The sequence below is a fragment of the Cyanothece sp. BG0011 genome (genome assembly GCF_003013815.1).
Taxonomy (GTDB): domain Bacteria; phylum Cyanobacteriota; class Cyanobacteriia; order Cyanobacteriales; family Microcystaceae; genus Crocosphaera.
The window spans coordinates 15,912-34,217 of the sequence record NZ_PRLH01000138.1 but is presented as its reverse complement, the minus strand read 5'-3'; the positions used below and the strand labels follow the sequence as shown (position 1 = coordinate 34,217).

Sequence of the window (18,306 nt, the reverse complement as noted above, 5' to 3'; positions counted from 1 at the left end):
TAGTATTATGATACTGACATTTGAGTACCGAATCAAGCCTAATCAAAAGCAAGCAGAGTGTATAAACCAGTGGTTAGAACTTTTACGTCGTCACTGGAACTATGCGCTAGGTCAGCGTTTGGACTGGTTAAGACGGACTCGATGTGCTATTGATAGATGCAGTTTAATTAGTGAAACCATAGGAGAAATACCAGAAAAAGTTAATTATTACACTCAACAATCAGATTTAAAACAGACAAAAACTCTCTTTCCTGACTACAAAAATATCTACTGCGAAGTTCAACAGATGAATCTTCAAAGATTAGAAAAAGCCTGGAAAAGATGGTTAGTTCCAGATAAAAAAGGTAAAAGAGGAGGGCGACCTAGATTTAAAAAAGCTGGTCAATTAAGGTCTTTTAGTTTTTCGAGAGTTAATCATCCCAAAGCTGTTATCAAGTTTCAAAATAATTGTCTTTGGACAAAAAAATGGGGAGCTATACCAGTTGTAATCCATCGTCCGATTCCTGAAAGTTTTATTCTTAAAACAGCTACAATCGTTAAAAAAGCAGATGGATACTATGTCTGTATTACAGCAGAAGATGAGACGATTCCGAATGTTATTCCCATAGATAATATCAAATCAGCAGTTGGAATTGATGTAGGATTAAAAGAGTTTTTGACTACCAGTCAAGGAAAAACAGTTGCTGTTAAAAAGATTTATCGCAATCGACAAAAGCATTTAGCTCGTCAACAACGTAAATTAGCCAGAAAAAATAAAGGGTCAAAAAACTATGAGAAACAACAAAAAAGAATAGCTTTAACTCATCAAAAAATTGCTAGATATCGAAAAGACTGGCACTACAAAACAGCACATTGGTTGGTCAATAATTATGATTTTATTGCTTGTGAAGACTTAAACATCAAAGGGTTAGCTAAAACTAAATTGGCTAAGAGTATTTTAGATGTCGCTTGGGGAAATTTCTTAACAAAATTAGAAGCAGTGGCGGTAAAACGCGGCGTTTGGTTTGTCAAAGTTAGTCCTCATGGAACGACAGTAAATTGCTCAAGCTGTGGTCATAAAGTTCCGAAAACACTATCAGTTAGATTACATGAATGTCCGAAATGTAATTTGACAATGGATAGGGATGAAAACGCCGCAGTTAATATTATAAAAAAGGCATTGCAAATACATGGGGTGGGTCTCATCCCGTCTGCCTGTGGAGGCTTAGTCAGTGGACAGCCTGTGAAGCAGGAAACTTCTGGAACTGAGTATATGCAGTTATCTCTGTTTTAGAAGCCCCCGTTATACCGCCCAAGCGGTTAACGGAGGGAGAACGTCACGAAAAGATTGCCACCCTCCGTCAATTATTAGCGCAACAACGAACCGAAACGACAGCCTATCAATTGCGACAACAACAGTTACAACCCCTCAATTCCATCGCCCAACAACGGCTTGAGCAACTCGAGGTTGAGAGAATGGCCCATCAAGAACGAATTAACCGACTCAAACCCCTAGAAGAAGAAGGGGCTATTTCTCAAGAATATCTCTACGAAGCTGAACAAACCCTGAGACAGACAGAACAACAGATTACCAGTAGTCGACTGCAAGAAGTCACCCAGGCTAACGAACAAATCTTTCAAGGGAACCAAGCCATGCGGGATCTGCGATCGCAAATGACTGAAAATCAAGGAGAATTGTTCTCGGCACAACAAACGATTCAACAGTCTCAAGCGGAATTAACTCAGAAGAAAGCCCAGGCCCAACGGAAGCAATTAGAAGCCATGCAGAAAATTGAGCAACTTGACGTAGAAATGACGCAATTGCAAGGGAAAATCGCAGAACAGAAAAACTTGTTAACGGCAGCCCAGAGTAAACTGCAATACAAGTATCTTAAAGCCCCTATTAGTGGCACCATTTTATCCCTCGATCTCAAAAATACCGGTGAAGTGGTTGAAGCAGGAACAACCGTCGCCGAGATTGCACCCCACAATGTGCCATTAATAGTGTCTGCGGTGCTTCCGGACGAAGAAGCCGGTTTTGTCAAAACAGGAATGCCGGCACAAGTTAAACTGGATGCCTATCCTTATCAAGATTATGGGGTGATTACCGGTCAAGTCACCAACATTTCTGCCGATGCCGAATCACACGAAGAATTAGGGGAACTTTATCGCGTCGAGATCAAGTTAGAACGGGATCATATCCTCAAAGATCAAGAAATGATTCCCTTTAAACCCGGACAAACCGTTACCGCCGATATTGTTATTCGTCGCCGTCGCATTATTGATGTTGTGCTGGACCCCATCAAAAAAATGCAAAGCGATGGACTTGAGCTTTAAATTAAGTCCCTGCGCAAGGTCAATGTTTAATCCATATTAAAATCACTGTTTTTCTCTGCCTTTATTCGTTCCCAACTTTAACTTAATTATTTTTTTGTCCACTCATTCATGAAAGTTTAAGAGGATTTTTTATCATGTCTCCATCGCTTTATAACCAAAAACATCAGGTAACCAGAAGCATGACTGAAAAACAATTTGAAGAAATTGTCGATGCTATTCTTGCCGGTAAATATTCCTGGGCCTGTGTGTTGATTTTACAAACAGCCGGTTATAATCCCCTTCACTATATTCCTTATCGTACTTATAATCGTTTAATTAAAGATAACCGTCTGAAAAAACAAGAGAGTGAAGCAAAGAAAACCGTTCAATCATCTATCAAAAATTCTACAGCACAACATAAAACCTCAACAAAAATAAGAAATCTTAGTTATGTAGAGTCTTTAGATGAGGCAGAATCGAATATTTTAGGGGGTCTAGGATACAACCAAATCCTTGCTTAGTTAAATTGATCCGACTACTTAATGTGGAATTCATGGGTTTACTAAAAACATCAGTAAGCCCTAATTTTTCTGTTCACAAAGCAATTTCATCATCATGCCAAAATGGCAACAAAACTAATTTTTTTATTTTAAACTTTATCTAAAGTCGTTAGATAAAATAACGCACTGCTGGGGGTCTGGCAACAGTCTTATCGTCTCTAAACTCTAGAACTTTTGTGAAGTAAGTATTTAAGCGATCGCTAACTAATAGAAATCCAACATTTGAGTTTTTATTAAAAAAAGAGTTAGGGATCATTGATTTAAGATCAAGGGTTCAGAATCTAGATTTAGCCAAAGTTGTCTGACAGTTCCAGAAGAGCGTTTGTTATGCAAAAAGGAAGTTAAACTATGGAGATTCAAGTTAGAGAAAACCCAGTCCTGCAGGAAATTGAGCATCCGGATCTCTCATTACTCAAAAATTTGTTAGAGAGTTCCCTCAAGGAATTGATTCTTTGAGACGATTGATTCAAATGTTCCAAAATGCGCTGGAGGTAAAAGAGACAAATCCCCAAGTTTGGAACCAGATCGGCGAAGACCTTGCCAAACAAGGGTTATGGGACAAAGCAGAAATGTCATTCCGACAAGCGATCGCCCTCAAACCAGACGATAGCGAAGCTTGGAGCAATCTTGCCCAAACCCTCATTCATCTGAAGCGTTTTCAAGAAGCATTGGCATCCTGTCATCAGGCTCTAAAACTCAACCCTAACTTAGCCTCAGCTTACAATAACTTAGCTTTAGGGTTACTACACCAGCAAAAGCTCTCCGAAGCCGAAGAAGCCTGCAACAACGCCTTAAAGCTGGTTTCTGGCTATCCAGAAGCCCTTATTACCTTAGGAATGATCCGCACTCTGCAAAAACGCTTAGATGAGGCCGAGGCCTTATTTGGGCAGGTCTTATATATTAAACCCGATTTAGTCGAAGCCTATGGTAATCGAGCGCAGGTTCATTTCGAGAAAAATTGCCTCGACGAAGCCTTAGCTGATATTACTCAACTTGAAGGTTTTAAGCCTTGGTTAAGTGGACTTTATGTGATCAAAGCTTGTATTCTCAAAGCCAAAGGGGATCTCAAGGGAGCTAAACAAGCCTTTGAATGTGTCAAAGTTCTAGAGAAAGCACCTTGGTCAGCCCAAACCCATAAAGAGTTGGGTAATACCTTAGTTAATCACCGAAAATTAGACCAAGCGATGGCTATTTATCATCGAGCATTGGCCATCAATCCTAACTTTGCCGAGGTTTATAATAATTTAGGTACTTTGCTGGTATGCCAAAATAAGCCAAACGAGGCCATTGCTTATTATCATCACAGTCTATTACTCAAAGAAGATTTATTTCAGGCCCACTATAACCTGGGGAACCTATTCAAAGATAGCGGGCAATGGCAAGAGGCAGCCACTGCTTTTCAAAAAGTTTTAGCCATTAAACCTGATCATATCGAGGCTCATCAAGAATTAGCATTTGTCTTGCTCAGACAAAATAGAGTAGACGAAGCGGTGACTCTCTCCAAAAAAGCTTTGGCACTAGACCCTGAGTGTGAAGAAGCAAAGCTTAAATTAGCTGCTGCTTACCAAGCTCAAGGACAATATAGCCAAACACAAACCATTCTCTACGACATTTTTTTTCAACACCATGGCCTTTCTCCAGAGAAAATGGCACGGTTTGAACCAATGGACATCACTGATGACCAATCAATCCCCAAAACAGCAGTAACCCCTTTTAAACTGGTCGATTGCATCAACCAGCTTAATTACTTAATTGACAAGGAAAAGATTGATCCTTCATTTAAAGAGTTAGTGGCTCGTTATCAAGCTTTATTACCCGAAATTGAAGCCAAATCTTTTGACGATGCTTATGTGGGTACTTTACTGTCTCCAGAGCAAGTTAAGTCTTTGGGCGGTTATTACGATAAGATTATTTACTACCCAGGAACTCCACCTCTGAGGGGACCTGCCCTTAATGACTCCTTAGATTACAAAGTGATAGAAGATAGCTATCTGGGTTCTTCGATGGTTTATTTTGACAACTTTTTGACCCCAGAAGCCTTGCAAAATTTACGCCAGTTTTGTTTGGAGTCCACAATTTTCTTTAAACATCGAGCCTCTGGTTACGTCGGAGCATACATGACCACTGGTATTGCCAATCCTTTGATGTTCCAAATTGCCGAGGAACTGAGGGAGCGATTACCGCGAGTGTTAGGAGAATTATCGGTGGGGAATATGTGGGTTTATCGTTACCAAAGTCAAGGCCAGGGTGTGAAACCCCATACAGGAGATGGTTCTGTCACCCTTAATTTCTGGTTTACCCCCGATGAGTCGAACCTCGGACCTAAAGAGGGTGGCGGTTTAGTCATCTGGGATAAGAAACAGGTTCCCCAGTCTACGTCAAGTTGGAGCAAATTCAACACTGGCAAGGACGATCCACAAATTCAAGAAAAGATTAGTCAGTTTCTTTCTTCTGCGAAATCCACAACCATTCCTTATCGCTGTAACCGTGCGGTGATTTTTCATTCTACCCTTTGGCATCGTTCTGATCCTTTCCACTTTCGGGATCAGTTTGAACACCGACGGATGAATGGAACCATGTTGTTTGGAAACCGTAGTATTTCCAATTTTTACGAATAAACATGGTTGTTAAATTACGATAAAAAGTCGATCAATTGAGTGTTTGTCGAGATCAGGTAGAATCTTGTCTCGACAAAACTTGTTGTCTATTAAAATCGTAAAATCTTGAAGATCAATAATGTATAGATATCAACTAAATTAATAATTTATCTCTCTAGAGTTGTTATATACATTTTACGAATTTGTTATTATAATCATCTGCAAAAAAATAGATCAACTGCCAATTTGGCAACACAACTCTAAGAGTAATTTGTATAGTGTATATGTAAGGTAAAAAACTTACATACTCAATAAAAAAAGGAGAAAATCCAATGCTTATTTCTGATATTCAACACCTAGAAACCGTTGTAGAAACTGACAATATTGAAGGCGGTGGAGCAGCTGAGTTAATTGCAGATATATTGGCTGATGTTGACGCTCAAAGTGATGCATTCGCTTTTGTCTTCCAAGAAGCTGAGGCTTATGCCTTCACTGGACTTAAAGAAGTCTCATATGCAAGTACCATTCTCTTAGAAGGTTTAACATAATCAGCATTATCCTTGAGGGAATTTATCAGAGGAAAACTAAATGTTTAAAGACCTTAATCTTTAACTTTCCGATAGATTTTCCCTCAATTATTAAGAACTACTGGGAGCTTAGTTTATAATAGCCTTCCCGGTAGTTATTTTGCTAATGTCGATTGAGTATAAGAGGTGGTCAACAATGTTGATTAGTAATTTGAATTTTTTAGAAAAGATCGAGCAAAAATGTCCAGTTTTGTCAATGCAAGTACAAGGTGGGATTGTTAGGGCAATGTCAATGAAGCCCTACACTGACAGATCGATGTCATCATCACGGGCTGCTAATGGTCAAATAGTCGCTATTTCTGACATGGCAACGACTCTATTTGCTCAGGGGACAGGAGGCCAGCAAATTGATGTGATGGAATTCAGTAGTGAGACTGGTACTAATGGTGAGGTTTCTGCCGGAGGTAGTTCCAGTTTTCAAATATCTGCCACAACCCCAGGTTAGTTGACTTCTATTCAGGCATTGAAAATTCAAAGCTCTGTCAAGACTATTGAACTGGGATTTGAATTTTTGATAGTTTTCCTGAGCATCCTATCTTCTTAATTTAGATAAGTTGTTAAGCTTAAAAATCAGTGCTTACCAGCTTATCTTTCCATTAAAAACAGGAATAAAATTTAAGTGACAGTGATGTTGTGTCACTGTTTATTTAAATTTATTATCAAATCCTTTAATAAATAGCTAAAAAGTTTGATCATCTTTGCCATTTTGGCAAGTCTAAACCAGATACAATTGATATTATTTTCATAAGTTAGTCAACAAAAAACGAGGATGTAATTATGATTATTGCTGACTTAGACAACCTAGAAGTAATAGCTCAAACTCAAGAAATTGAAGGAGGAATGATATTTTCTCTAGAGAGCTTAGCATTCCAATCTATATCTTCCTTCAACTTTGACTCATTAGTGAGTGGTGCAACTGGTGCATTTGGAGGCGGTGAAGCGAATGTTTTAACAACGGCTTTTCCCAATAATTTTAATGTTGGTTTTAGTTTTACTTATGCCTCACAAGCATTAGGATTACCCCTGTAAAAAACTATCATGCAAAAAAGGAGGTAACTATGATTATTTCGGATTTAGAAACCCTAGAAACAGTCCATCCTAATCGATGCTTTGACAGCTACGGGGGATTGACAATTATGCAACCTACCATTGACTTAAACTCATTAGTTGCAGCTTTTAATCAACCCCTAAGTTTAGTTATGGCTTTTTCAGGGGAAGTTGATGCTGGTGATCATGCTTTTCTCAAAGTCGATCAAAGAGCAGTTGTGAAAAATCTTGGATTTGGCCCGCAATGGTCGATTTAAACCATACTTAATTAATTGAGGACAATATGAATGAGTAAACTAATCATTAAAGACCTTGAATTTCAGCAAACAGAATTACCACATTCGAGGCAGATTGAAGGTCAAGGAAACTTAAATGGCATTAAGTGGGACAGTTTATTTGACTTCGATTGGGCGCATAATAGAAGGGATGGTTGGGCTGTCGGTGACGTAACAGCATGGGGTCTAGCTATCGGTGAGATCATCATACCCACCTTTAACTTTAACTCCTCGATTTAGGTGAGTCCTATCTCATCAAGTTCCAGTCGAAAACTCAATAGTAATCACCATGAAGAAGAATTATAGTTTCCGAAGTTAATTCATTATTCTTTAAAGTGATACTTCAAAATCTCAGCGTTATTACAAATGGGCTGAGGAATGCTCTTACTTTTTCCTATATCCAGTGCAAATACCCTCTTTACTCCAAAGTATGGACAGATAAGAAGATACTAGACTCCCCTCATCTTCTTGTCTTCCATATTCTCTTCTAATTTTTGCTAAATACTTTGGGATTAACTTTTAAGACTCACTCACAATTTGTCGATATTCATCCCGTTGTCTGTTCCCCTGTTGACAGAACTTTCTGGGTTATTACAGTACACTTAAAAATCAAACTGTACATTTAACTTCAACTTTTTTGTACTTCATAGAGACGTAAACTGCTATAACAGTGTTATTTATTTTGTGTACTCACTTATACAAATTCGAGTCAGTCTTTGGCGAAATTCCTAGGTTGTATAATTTTCATACAATTAACTCAGGGAAATACTATCGAATGATGACATGACTAGCAATTTGACTACCTTAATTGAAGTTGAAGAGGTTATTGATTATCTAAAAAAGAATCTAAAATTTAAAGAGACTTGTCAACAAATCCTTCAACAAAGAATCATTAACCAAGCTTCTCAGCAAAGAAATCTAACGATTACAGACGAAGAAATTCAAACTGAAGCTGATAAAATCCGTCGTGAAAAACGGCTAGAAAAAGCAGCCGATACCTTAGCTTGGTTACAAGCTCAAATGATTACCCCCGACGATTGGGAATCAGGTATTCGAGATAAGTTATTGCGTCAAAAGTTAACTAAGATTCTTTTTGACCAAGAAGTTGCAAAATTATTTAAACAAAATTGCTTTAACTTCGATCAGGTTTTACTTTACCAAATCATTGTACCGTATGAAAAATTGGCTTCAGAAATTTTTTATCAAATCGAAGAAGAAGAGATGAGCTTCTATCAAGCAGCCCATCTCTATGATATTGATGAAAAACGCCGATTACAGTGTGGTTATGAAGGTAAAATTTATCGTTGCAATATTAAGCCAGAGCTTTCATCAGTGATTTTTGCTGCGAATCCAGGAGAAGTTATTCCCCCCTTTCCAACAGAACAAGGCTATCACATTATCATGGTTGAAGCATTTGTTAAAGCTCAATTAACCGATGAGGTTTATGAAGAAATGATCAATAAAATGTTTAAAGAATGGCTATTGAGTGAATTAAACTATTTGCTTCATAGTTCGTCAGAACAAATCCCGACTACTCCCAGAGATTGAAACGATAAAGTATCCTATAGGCGGGGGAAACAAGCAACGGACTTGCAAGATTGCCTGTTGCCCATTGCCTGTTTCCTCTCCCGAAGGGAGTTAACGGAATTTGTGGAAATATATGAGATAATTCAACCCGAATAACCCAAAAATTAGTATAGCTAGGTTATTACCAGGTTCAGGCACTTTAACACAAACATCATTCTCATTAGAAGCATAATTACAAGACTGGTTTACTATAACTAAAGCTAACTCAGTATCCTCTTGAAATTCTCTCTCAAAAGACCCTACAAAAAATGTTTGTAACGATTCTGTTGTCTCTTGAAAAGACGACCTATTTAAGTAACTATCAAGACGGACATCTTGACCAAGATTAAACGAAAAAAAATCTTGCTTTAAGGTTTGAATCGAATTTGTATTTAAACCGCCAAAAACTTCAAGCACATTAATCCGTGTTCGGTTAGTTAAATCTTGAAGAACAATGGATGTTTTTTCTGATATGCTAACACCCCCTAATAAAGGATCATCGATGGAGTTTAGAAGGGATAATGAGCCATTTAGGTTAAATTTTAGAGATTCACCTGCCGTCACAGAAAATCGACCCACAAGTGTTGAAAAAAACTGAATATCGCTCAAGAAATCCTGGCTAATTCCCAAGATATGGATATCAGAATTGGCATGAGCTAAAGCCAAGGAACTATCGACTACGAAATTAGCATTATTGACAATCATTGACTGAACAATTCCTTGATCAGCAATTGTAATTGCTTTTCCGTCAGCAATTACAGCGACACCTTGGGGAAGGGGGGAAAAGTCTCTTAGCTCAATCAAACGGCGGGAACGGCTCGTAAAAGTGGCGGCATCGCTTGGTAAATTAAACAATAACAATGAAATAGCGACACCATTACAAATCCATTGCCATTGACAAAGCTTCAGTAAAATCAGTGGCAATTTCTGAGTGATGAGGAGTAGGGGTATCATGATGAACGTTAGAGTTAGAGGTCAAGTTGTTGTTGAGCCAGGTGAAAGTAAATCCCTTGTTTGGCCATAAGTTCTTGATGGGTTCCCATTTCCGCTAGGAGTCCCCTTTCTAAGACTAGGATGCAATCAGCGTTGCGAACTGTCGAGAGACGATGAGCAATAATAAAAGTGGTGCGATCGCGAGACAAACGACTAAGATTTTCTTGAAATCTGCGTTCCGACTCCGTATCAAGGGAACTGGTGGCCTCATCTAAAATCAGAATCGGTGGCTTGCCTAATAAGGCGCGAGCAATGGCAATGCGCTGTCGTTGTCCCCCCGATAGATTCGTTCCTCGTTCCCCTACCTTGGTGTTGTAGCCTAAGGGCATACTCTGAATGAAAGCGTGGGCTTCTGCCAGTTGGGCGGCTTTGACCACTTGTTCTAGGGTAAATTCAGGGCGGTATAGGGTAATATTCTCGAAAATTGTCCCCGAAAATAAGAAACATTCTTGAGGCACTACCCCCAGTTGACTGCGTAAGGATTGGGGAGAAATATGGTTAAGATCGTGTTCGTCAATATAAATGGTTCCGGTTTCTGGGGGATACAGTCCCTGAAGCAACTTCACTAAGGTGGTTTTTCCTGAACCACTGCGCCCCACAATGGCAATGGTGTCTCCTGGTTGTACCTCAAAGGAAATATTCTCTAAGGTGTTGCGTTCCTCGTCAGCGTCATACCGAAAGGTGACACGATCAAATTTAATCTGCCCTTTAATGGGAGGTAACTGCAACCTGGGTTGACCGGGTATTTCTTCCGGTTGGCTGTCAAAAATATCATTGAGTCGTTCAACAGAAATTAACACCTCTTGCAGTTCATCCCAAAGATTGGCCAAAGAAAGAACGGGGTTCAGCACTTTGCCGATCATCATGTTAAAGGCGACAAATTGACCAATGGTCAGTTGATCTTGAATCACCAAGGTGGCCCCATACCATAGCAATGCGGTACTACCAACGGAGTTAATTAAGCCACTGGCGGCTTGTAAGTTAATCCCCAGTTTTTGGCTACGAAATCGAGCATTGAGATAACTGGTTAAGCGATCTTCCCAACGCCACCGTAATTCTTTTTCTGTTGCAGTCGCTTTAACCGTTGCTACTCCTGTAATGGTTTCGACTAAGGCTGAATTTTGTTCGGCCGAACGATTAAAGACATCCCTGGACACTTTCCGCAATAAGGGGGTAGCGGCTAGGGTTAACGCCATAATCGGGGGGATTAAAGCGACAATTAATAGGGTGAGTCGCCAGTTGTAATAGAGCATCAACCCTAAATAGACAAACCCCATTAAAAAATCTAACCAAGCTAACACCACTTGATTAAGCAAAAATCGCTGAATTTTCTGATTTTCATTAACCCTGGTGATAATATCCCCCACATGACGCGATTCAAAAAATTTCAGGGGAAGGAGTAAGGCATGATTGATGAAACCACCAATCATGGTCAGGTCCAGACGGTTAGACAGATAACTGAGTAGGTACTGTCGAACCCCCGATAATAAAACACTCCAAATGCCAAATAAGAGAACCCCTAGGGCAAACACATTTAAGGTGGTGAGACTTTTGTTAACGACCACCTTATCTAAGATAATTTGAGTAAAGAGGGGAGTGACGAGGCCAAAAATTTGAATGAGCAAAGAGGCCAGAATCACTTGTAGACCTAAGCTTCGATAGGGTAGAAGTAACTTTAAAAATCTCCCTAAAGACCGTTTTTCCGTGGGAACTTGATTTAACCCTTCGGTGGGGTCCAGTAATAAAGCGTAGCCGGTCCATCCTGTGATAAATTCTTGGCGAGGCATTAAACGTTTACCCTGGGCCGGATCGGCAATCAGTAAGCGATCGCCTTTAACCCGATACACCACCACATAGTGATCTCCCTGCCAATGAGCGATCCAAGGGTTTTTTTCTTCAATTAAACGGTTTAAACTCGCTCGTACCGGTCGCGCTTGATACCCTAATTTTTCAGCGGCCTTGGCCAAGTTTTTTAACGAGGCCCCGGAACGGCCCACCCCAGTTAAGTCTCGTAAAAAGTTAAGATTGAGCCGTTTTCCCCAATACTGACTAATCATGGCTAAACAGGTGGCACCACAGTCGGCTGCACTCTGTTGTTCAATAAAGGGGTAGTTTTGCCATAATCCTTTGCGCTTTTTTAGGGGTTTGGGAAATGCAACCGTTGATGATTCTGGGTTGGCAGGGATCGGCAGTAACTCAGGGTTAATGGAAGGACGAGAAGGAGAAAGGGGTTGAGTGGGTTTTTTGGGGGTTGGGGTATTTGAGGAAGTTGTCGATGACGAGGGTAAGGTAGGAGCGATCGCTTGAACGGTCTCCCAGTCCGGTTGCAGAATTTGATAGACTTCGAGATCGGTTTGAGCTACCCAGTCGGAAGGGATGTCTTCTGGATAGCCAAAAGAATGACCGATTTTTAGGTCGGCATTTTTAATGATTCCTTGACATAACCAGAAACGACTGGGTTGTTGTTGCACCCAGTCGGCCAGATTGTCGCCGGCTTGAATTTGTTTAAATTGGAGATAGGGTAATAATTGCTGTAGTCTGAGACTGGGAAGATTTCCTAGGTTGGTAAAGCGTTTGAAAAAGATTAAGGTTTGTCGTTGTTGGGCAAGGGTAACGAGATGGTTTTTCAGTTTTGGGAGCTTTTCTAAATAGGGTTGTAATTGAGTCAGTGACAGTTTAGCCACTTGCACCGGCACGGAACCCACTGCGATCGCACCATAGGCCCAACTCTTTTGATTACCTAACCCATCTCCCCCAAACATATCTCCTGCTTGGAGTAATTGAAGGGAGACATTTCTTTGTTTATTGGTCTGGAAACTGACTAATCTAACTTGACCTTGACAGATAACATAAATGTCTTGATTGTGTCCATTATTGTCAGCAATCTTAGGAAAGATAGCAATTTCATCGCCAAAATTATAGTCTAAGAGTTCAAAGGACTTAGCTAACTCGAAGCCTAATTCTTGGGTTGGGGAAAGGGTTTCAAGGGTTTCTAATAGTTTCTGCCAAGGCTCTTGTTGATTTTGAGACTTATGGGCAGCTTTTAACGATTTCGAGTTATCGAAAGATAAAGCGGTTTTTTGAGTCATGGTAATGTTACCAAACTGTTAAATGAGGGATGCACTCAATTTCATAGAGAAATTGAGCCTTAGTTAATTAATAAACAACAGATTAGGGAACCACTAAGGTGACGGCATTTCTGTTTTTTAATTTTTCTTTACAAATTAGGGAATAGGATAATGTTTATGCCGTGGCGTAAATTATCTCAAAAATTTTTGAGCTTTTGTGTTTAGTATAAGGACAAATCTAGCGGTAGCGACAAGTTTGTTTAAAAAATTAAATATATTCTTTGACTTCCCCAAAAAATTGAACTATCAATTGTCTAATTTTGTCTAAGTTTTTCTAAAAATTACATCTATTAAGTTTTTTTAGACTGCTGTCAGATATCAGTTTTAGATAATAAGGTGGGCATTGCCCACCCTACAATATCTTGTAATTCCATCAACGTCTTAATCATAATGTGTAATGCTATTATCTCAAAAATAGCAACTTACAAAAACAGATTTTGCTTAACTCAACTATGTTTTATTTGTGGGTGATAATATCTTTTTTATCTCCTCAAAGAGTCCAAATTTTAAGTTATTTTTTTACTCTTCTTGCTCGGCTGGGTTTTCCCTTTGATTGGGTGTTATGTTTGTCTCTGTTTTAGAGAGAGGTTTCTTAATATTTGAAAGACGTTTGGGTAATCTAGCCGGGGTTTTTTCCTCAGGAGAAAATGACTTTAATTTATTGTTAGGTAATAAACTATATTCAACGCGATCGCTTACTGATTCAATCACTTGTCCCACATAAACTTGTTGTTCTAATTGTTCAGTATATGCCACTAAATTACTCAATCCATCGATCAACTTACGGATATTATTTCTAAAGGTCGGATCGCCGGTTAATTCTTCAACATCAGAGGTAATTTTTTGGGTATTTTCAAAGGTAACGCGGGCAGAATCTAAGGTTTTTTGAATGGTTAGCAACACCTCAGGATCATTGAGAGATTGAGATAAATTTTGTAAATTTTCTGAGGTTTGGGCTGCATTGGTCATCAAGGTTTCGAGATCGTTGGCTAATTTGGCCATATCAATTTCATCGATCCCTTCATTAAGTCGATCCACTGTGGTGTTAAAATTCAAGGCCAAGAAACGCACTTGATCACTGGTTCTTTGAATGCTGTCTAAAGTATTAACAATATTGCCTCTATTTTCTGAGACTAACCCATCTAAATTACTAATTAAATTAGCAGCACTGCTGACGGTCCGATTAAGATCGGTGCGATTTTCTGCCACCACTGTATTGACATTACGCATTAATTGAGACGCATCTTGAGCCGCTTGATCGGCACTACGAAGCACATCACTAACCCCTCCAATTTCGCCCCGTGCCGCCTTTGATAACTTAGTGACTTCTTCAGACAAAGTGGCCACTTTACCCCCTGCTGTAGCCACATTTTGCAGGGCTGCGTTCATATTCCCGACAAACTCAGGATCACTATAAGCATTACTTAAACGGGTTAAGGCTTCAACCAATTGTGATCCGGTTTTTCCTGTCACTTGATCGTTATTACAGAGAATTTTCCCGGCCTGCTCACAGTCTTCGCTGGTGGGATCAATGCTTAACGCATCCTCAGACAACTCCCGTGAGGGGGTAATATCTACCGACGCTTCTCCGATGAGACCATAACGATTAATCTGGACTGTAGAACCCTTGGGAATGCGTAATTGAGCCGAAGAAATTTCAACGGCAACGGTTACTCCATTACTACTGGGTTGTAGTCCTAAAATTTTACCCACGGCAACCCCTCGATAACGAACGGGGGCCCCTATTTGTAAACCACTGACATCTTTAAACTCAGCGAAAAATTGATAGGTTTTTTGGCCGATAATACCCCCTCTTAGCCACACCACTAAACCGCCAAATATGATTAAACCAAATAGGGCAAATAGTCCCACTGAGCCTTCTTGAAGGGTTCGCATTCGTAACATAGTCTTGCCTCACACTGTCTCTCTTTGGGATTAAGTACATTAACTCCCCTCTTACCATAACTTAATCAATTGGTGTTGGGAGTTGAGTGTCATGATTTATAGTTAATCAATGACTCGAATGGGGCCTTTGACACTGGCATTAAAGAACTGTCTGACAATGGGGTTGGTGGTTCGATCAATTTCATGAACGTTTCCTTCCCATTGAATTTTGCCCCCATAGAGGAAAATAACGCGATCGGCGGTGCGCCGAATGGTACTATCTTGGTGAGATACCATGACGTAGGTATCACAGCCTCCTGGGGCTCTTTGTAAGTCCCTCACTAGGTCTTCTATAACCGTTGAGGAAATGGGGTCAAGGCCGGCGGTGGGTTCGTCGTAGAGGACAATTTCCGGGTCGTCTAGGGGATCGTCTGGGTTGGAAATGAGGGCGCGGGCAAAACTGACTCGTTTTCTCATTCCTCCTGAGAGTTGGGAGGGGTAGCGATCGCTCATTCCCTGCAACCCTACCATAGCCAGTTTGGCTTCGACTAATTCTCGAATCCTCGGACGGGGTAGTTTAGAATGTTCGTAGAGGAAAAAGCCGACATTACCGTCAACGGTGAGAGAGTCGAATAGGGCTGCTTGTTGGAAGACAAAAGCGATCCGCATGGGTTGATGGCCGTCTTCGATGATGCCTTTCCGTCGTTTGCCTTTGATATAAATTTCTCCGGCATCGAGGGGTAATAATCCAGCGATTAGTCGCAAAATAGTGGATTTTCCTGTACCAGATGGTCCAATGATAACTAAGGCTTCTCCTTTATAAACGGTCAGGTCAATTTCGTCTAAAATAATCTGATTTCCAAAGGATTTAGAAACCCCTCTAAGTTCAATTAATGGTTCTTTTCCCATAAGGTAACAATGCTGAAGATGGTTTACGATCTCATTTATCTTAGAATATTTGTCAAATATAATTTTTATTTATCGCATACATCTAGTCTGATTGAATTTTTCAAACAAAATAAATATTTTACATAAGTTAACAATTAAAAATTTTTCGCTCTTTTTGTCTGATTTTGCTTGATATTTACAGTTTGGTTATTTTCGTGTTATGGTTAGTATTAGGTAGGGTCGTGAGATTAGTGTAACAAAAAAATATTATAGTCCTCATCAGTCTCTAAGTTTCGTTGATCCTGTTTTAACTGTCTTATTTTTTATCTCTTCAACATTCAGTTTTTTGTAACGATTTAATAAGCTATTTTTACAGGTTGTAAACTGCTCTTGACAAAATAAGGTTTTTGTCTAGGAAGGATTATAAGCGATCGCTACTTTAATGAGTTATGAAGGGGAAGAAAGTGACTCCAATTAATTCTTAAAACATCAACTTCTGTATCATATTTAGTTTTCATTGTTTAATCTCGTATCTTTGTTTTAAATGATTGATTTTTTAAAATTTGTGAATTACAATAGATAATCCTCAACCTCAAGATTCTAAGTTATTAAAAGGGTTTTCTGATCTTTATCGAGTTACTCAGGGAGAGTTTCGTATTATTTATAAAATTCAAAAGGATTTTCTCTTTTTTTCAAGGTTTCTATCCATTGTTTTCTTTTATTTTTGATCTCATCAGAAACATCAGGAGAATCTACAAATACCTGAAAATCTTTAATCGCACCATCAAAATCTCCTCTTAATGCTCTGGCTAACCCTCGACTATCAATAGATAATGCTTTTTCATCATCAGAAGCATTGTTAACAGCACTTTCACAAGCAAATAAGACATCTTTTGCTTGCTTATTTAAACTACCAAACCGACATAAACTATTCCATGATAGGGTAAACTGCCGGGATAATCTTCTACATCATTAATTAACTGTTGTTTTAAACTGCTTTCGATTAAGACTCCTGACATTTCTGCCGGTTTTGCGATCGCTTCTTCTATTTCTTCATAGAGTACAGATAGAAAAAGATTATGAAAAACTGATAAAAAAACCCACTTCTAAAATAGTAGAAGCAGGTTATCATGATGGAAACAAATCTAGGTTTTAGTATTGAGGAACATTCGGGTCAACTTCTTGACTCCAAGCGGTGATCCCTCCTTTTACATTGGTTCCTTGTATTCCAGCATCTTGAAGAATTTTTAACGCTTTGGCCGATCGCCCTCCCATTTTACAATGGGCAATAACACGGTGATCTCTGGCCAACTCTTTAACCTTCTCAACCCCTGAACCTTGTTCGATATCAGGTAAGGGAACCAAGACAGAACCAGGAATACGGGCAATTTCATATTCATTAACGTTACGCACATCAATTAAGACAAACGCATCGGCCCCGTGATCCATTAATTCCTTGAGATCGGTGACGCTAATTTCAGGAATAGCGGCTTTTTCTTCGGTTTCGGCTGCTTGTGCTTGGGGAATGCCACAAAACTGCTCATAATCAACCAATTCCTCGATGACTGGCCGTTCTGGGTTCGGTCGTAGCTTCAGTTCCCGAAAGCTCATATCCCAGGCATTGTACAACAATAAACGACCACTGAGGGTATTTTTCGCCCCTAAAATAATTTTAATGGTTTCAGTGGCTTGGATGGTGCCAATAATGCCGGGTAATACCCCTAAAACGCCCCCTTCTGCACAGGAGGGAACCATTCCCGGTGGGGGAGGTTCGGGATATAGGTCGCGGTAGTTGGGACCCCCTTCGTAGTTAAATACCGTTGCTTGGCCTTCAAAGCGGAAAATTGACCCATAAACGTTGGGTTTATTTAACAATACACAAGCATCATTAGTTAGGTAACGAGTGGGGAAGTTATCGGTTCCATCTACGATAACGTCGTAGGGTTCCATGATTTTCAGGGCATTCTCAGAAGAAAGACGGGTTTCGTACAAATCGACTTGACAAGCCGGGTTTATCTCTAAAATACGGTCTTTTGCTGATTGAATCTTCGGTTTACCTACCCAAGAGGTGCCATGAATAATTTGACGTTGTAAGTTAGAACTGTCAACAATATCAAAATCAACAATTCCAATGCGTCCAATACCAGCAGCCGCGAGGTAAAGTAAAAGGGGAGATCCTAAACCGCCGGTTCCGATACAGAGAACACTGGCTGATTTTAGGCGTTTTTGACCGTCTAGCCCCACTTCTGGCAAGATAATGTGGCGAGAGTATCTTTCAATCTCTTCTTTGTTGAGTTCTATTGCTTCTAAATTAGGGTTTAGCATAGGCGTTGTCATTAATTGACCTAATTAAACGCACGATTTTTTGAGGGGCGTGGATCATTATCTTAGCAGATTTCACTGAACAGTGAACAGTGATCGGTGAACAGTGACCAGTGATAGATAAGTTATAGTGAAGACATAACAAATTTTTGTGGGGTGTAGGA

The 18,306-nt window shown here is 39.7% G+C and carries 16 protein-coding genes; 10 read left to right on the top strand and 6 right to left on the bottom strand.

The genetic code is table 11. The features are described from left to right. Positions 1-7 precede the first annotated feature (7 nt). The 10 genes from C4E06_RS17100 (at position 8) to C4E06_RS17055 (ending at position 8,909) form a co-directional block, all read left to right on the top strand. Positions 8-1,273, top strand: a complete 1,266-nt coding sequence (locus C4E06_RS17100) for an RNA-guided endonuclease TnpB family protein (protein ID WP_107666572.1) — start codon at positions 8-10, stop codon at positions 1,271-1,273. 110 nt (positions 1,274-1,383) lie between these two features. Then, positions 1,384-2,316 carry an HlyD family efflux transporter periplasmic adaptor subunit gene (locus tag C4E06_RS17095; RefSeq protein ID WP_198648772.1) on the top strand — a complete coding sequence of 311 codons (933 nt, stop codon included), beginning with the start codon at positions 1,384-1,386 and terminating at the stop codon, positions 2,314-2,316. Between the two features lie 134 nt (positions 2,317-2,450). Next, complete coding sequence (locus C4E06_RS17090; protein WP_107669145.1) at positions 2,451-2,816, top strand: HetP family heterocyst commitment protein; 366 nt, start codon at positions 2,451-2,453, stop codon at positions 2,814-2,816. 491 nt (positions 2,817-3,307) lie between these two features. Continuing rightward, positions 3,308-5,473, top strand: a complete 2,166-nt coding sequence (locus tag C4E06_RS17085; protein ID WP_198648771.1) for a tetratricopeptide repeat protein — start codon at positions 3,308-3,310, stop codon at positions 5,471-5,473. A gap of 311 nt (positions 5,474-5,784) precedes the next feature. Next, entirely contained in the window at positions 5,785-6,000 is a 216-nt protein-coding gene (locus C4E06_RS17080; RefSeq protein ID WP_107669143.1) for a hypothetical protein, read from the top strand. Between the two features lie 295 nt (positions 6,001-6,295). Then, a complete protein-coding gene (locus C4E06_RS27370) occupies positions 6,296-6,484 on the top strand; it encodes a hypothetical protein (protein WP_157951178.1) in 189 nt (62 codons plus the stop codon). Positions 6,485-6,816: 332 nt separating this feature from the next. Beyond that, positions 6,817-7,068, top strand: coding sequence for a hypothetical protein (locus tag C4E06_RS17070; protein WP_107669141.1), 252 nt, complete (start codon positions 6,817-6,819; stop codon positions 7,066-7,068). Positions 7,069-7,097: 29 nt separating this feature from the next. Further along, positions 7,098-7,343 carry a hypothetical protein gene (locus C4E06_RS17065; RefSeq protein WP_107669140.1) on the top strand — a complete coding sequence of 82 codons (246 nt, stop codon included), beginning with the start codon at positions 7,098-7,100 and terminating at the stop codon, positions 7,341-7,343. 30 nt (positions 7,344-7,373) lie between these two features. Further along, the gene (locus tag C4E06_RS17060; RefSeq protein WP_107669139.1) at positions 7,374-7,601 is read left to right on the top strand and encodes a hypothetical protein; all 228 of its coding nucleotides are present in this window, start codon (positions 7,374-7,376) and stop codon (positions 7,599-7,601) included. 543 nt (positions 7,602-8,144) lie between these two features. Then, on the top strand, positions 8,145-8,909 hold the full coding sequence (locus C4E06_RS17055; protein WP_107669138.1) for a peptidylprolyl isomerase: 765 nt from the start codon (positions 8,145-8,147) through the stop codon (positions 8,907-8,909). 90 nt (positions 8,910-8,999) lie between these two features. Here C4E06_RS17055 and C4E06_RS17050 read toward each other — a convergent pair whose 3' ends face one another. From C4E06_RS17050 to moeB, 6 genes are all read right to left on the bottom strand, one after another. Next, a complete protein-coding gene (locus tag C4E06_RS17050; RefSeq protein WP_157951177.1) occupies positions 9,000-9,851 on the bottom strand; it encodes a hypothetical protein in 852 nt (283 codons plus the stop codon). A gap of 44 nt (positions 9,852-9,895) precedes the next feature. Further along, positions 9,896-13,009: an ABC transporter transmembrane domain-containing protein gene (locus C4E06_RS17045; protein WP_107669136.1), complete on the bottom strand. Its 3,114-nt coding sequence runs from the start codon at positions 13,007-13,009 to the stop codon at positions 9,896-9,898. A gap of 558 nt (positions 13,010-13,567) precedes the next feature. Then, entirely contained in the window at positions 13,568-14,953 is a 1,386-nt protein-coding gene (locus tag C4E06_RS17040; protein ID WP_107669135.1) for an MlaD family protein, read from the bottom strand. 102 nt (positions 14,954-15,055) lie between these two features. Beyond that, positions 15,056-15,841 (bottom strand): ABC transporter ATP-binding protein, encoded by a 786-nt coding sequence (locus C4E06_RS17035; RefSeq protein WP_107669134.1) that lies wholly within the window; start codon positions 15,839-15,841, stop codon positions 15,056-15,058. Positions 15,842-16,725: 884 nt separating this feature from the next. After that, positions 16,726-16,869: a hypothetical protein gene (locus C4E06_RS29610; protein ID WP_339377212.1), complete on the bottom strand. Its 144-nt coding sequence runs from the start codon at positions 16,867-16,869 to the stop codon at positions 16,726-16,728. Between the two features lie 103 nt (positions 16,870-16,972). Continuing rightward, the gene (gene moeB, locus C4E06_RS17030; protein WP_107669133.1) at positions 16,973-18,145 is read right to left on the bottom strand and encodes a molybdopterin-synthase adenylyltransferase MoeB; all 1,173 of its coding nucleotides are present in this window, start codon (positions 18,143-18,145) and stop codon (positions 16,973-16,975) included. Positions 18,146-18,306 lie beyond the last annotated feature (161 nt).

Bases quoted from the DNA above. Each gene is read 5' to 3' on its own strand.
- moeB (WP_107669133.1), bottom strand. From the start codon at position 18,145: ATGCTAAACCCTAATTTAGAAGCAATAGAACTCAACAAAGAAGAGATT.
- C4E06_RS27370 (WP_157951178.1), top strand. From the start codon at position 6,296: ATGTCATCATCACGGGCTGCTAATGGTCAAATAGTCGCTATTTCTGAC.
- C4E06_RS17060 (WP_107669139.1), top strand. From the start codon at position 7,374: ATGAGTAAACTAATCATTAAAGACCTTGAATTTCAGCAAACAGAATTA.
- C4E06_RS17100 (WP_107666572.1), top strand. From the start codon at position 8: ATGATACTGACATTTGAGTACCGAATCAAGCCTAATCAAAAGCAAGCA.
- C4E06_RS17080 (WP_107669143.1), top strand. From the start codon at position 5,785: ATGCTTATTTCTGATATTCAACACCTAGAAACCGTTGTAGAAACTGAC.
- C4E06_RS17070 (WP_107669141.1), top strand. From the start codon at position 6,817: ATGATTATTGCTGACTTAGACAACCTAGAAGTAATAGCTCAAACTCAA.
- C4E06_RS17035 (WP_107669134.1), bottom strand. From the start codon at position 15,841: ATGGGAAAAGAACCATTAATTGAACTTAGAGGGGTTTCTAAATCCTTT.
- C4E06_RS17045 (WP_107669136.1), bottom strand. From the start codon at position 13,009: ATGACTCAAAAAACCGCTTTATCTTTCGATAACTCGAAATCGTTAAAA.
- C4E06_RS17090 (WP_107669145.1), top strand. From the start codon at position 2,451: ATGTCTCCATCGCTTTATAACCAAAAACATCAGGTAACCAGAAGCATG.
- C4E06_RS17065 (WP_107669140.1), top strand. From the start codon at position 7,098: ATGATTATTTCGGATTTAGAAACCCTAGAAACAGTCCATCCTAATCGA.
- C4E06_RS17040 (WP_107669135.1), bottom strand. From the start codon at position 14,953: ATGTTACGAATGCGAACCCTTCAAGAAGGCTCAGTGGGACTATTTGCC.
- C4E06_RS17055 (WP_107669138.1), top strand. From the start codon at position 8,145: ATGACTAGCAATTTGACTACCTTAATTGAAGTTGAAGAGGTTATTGAT.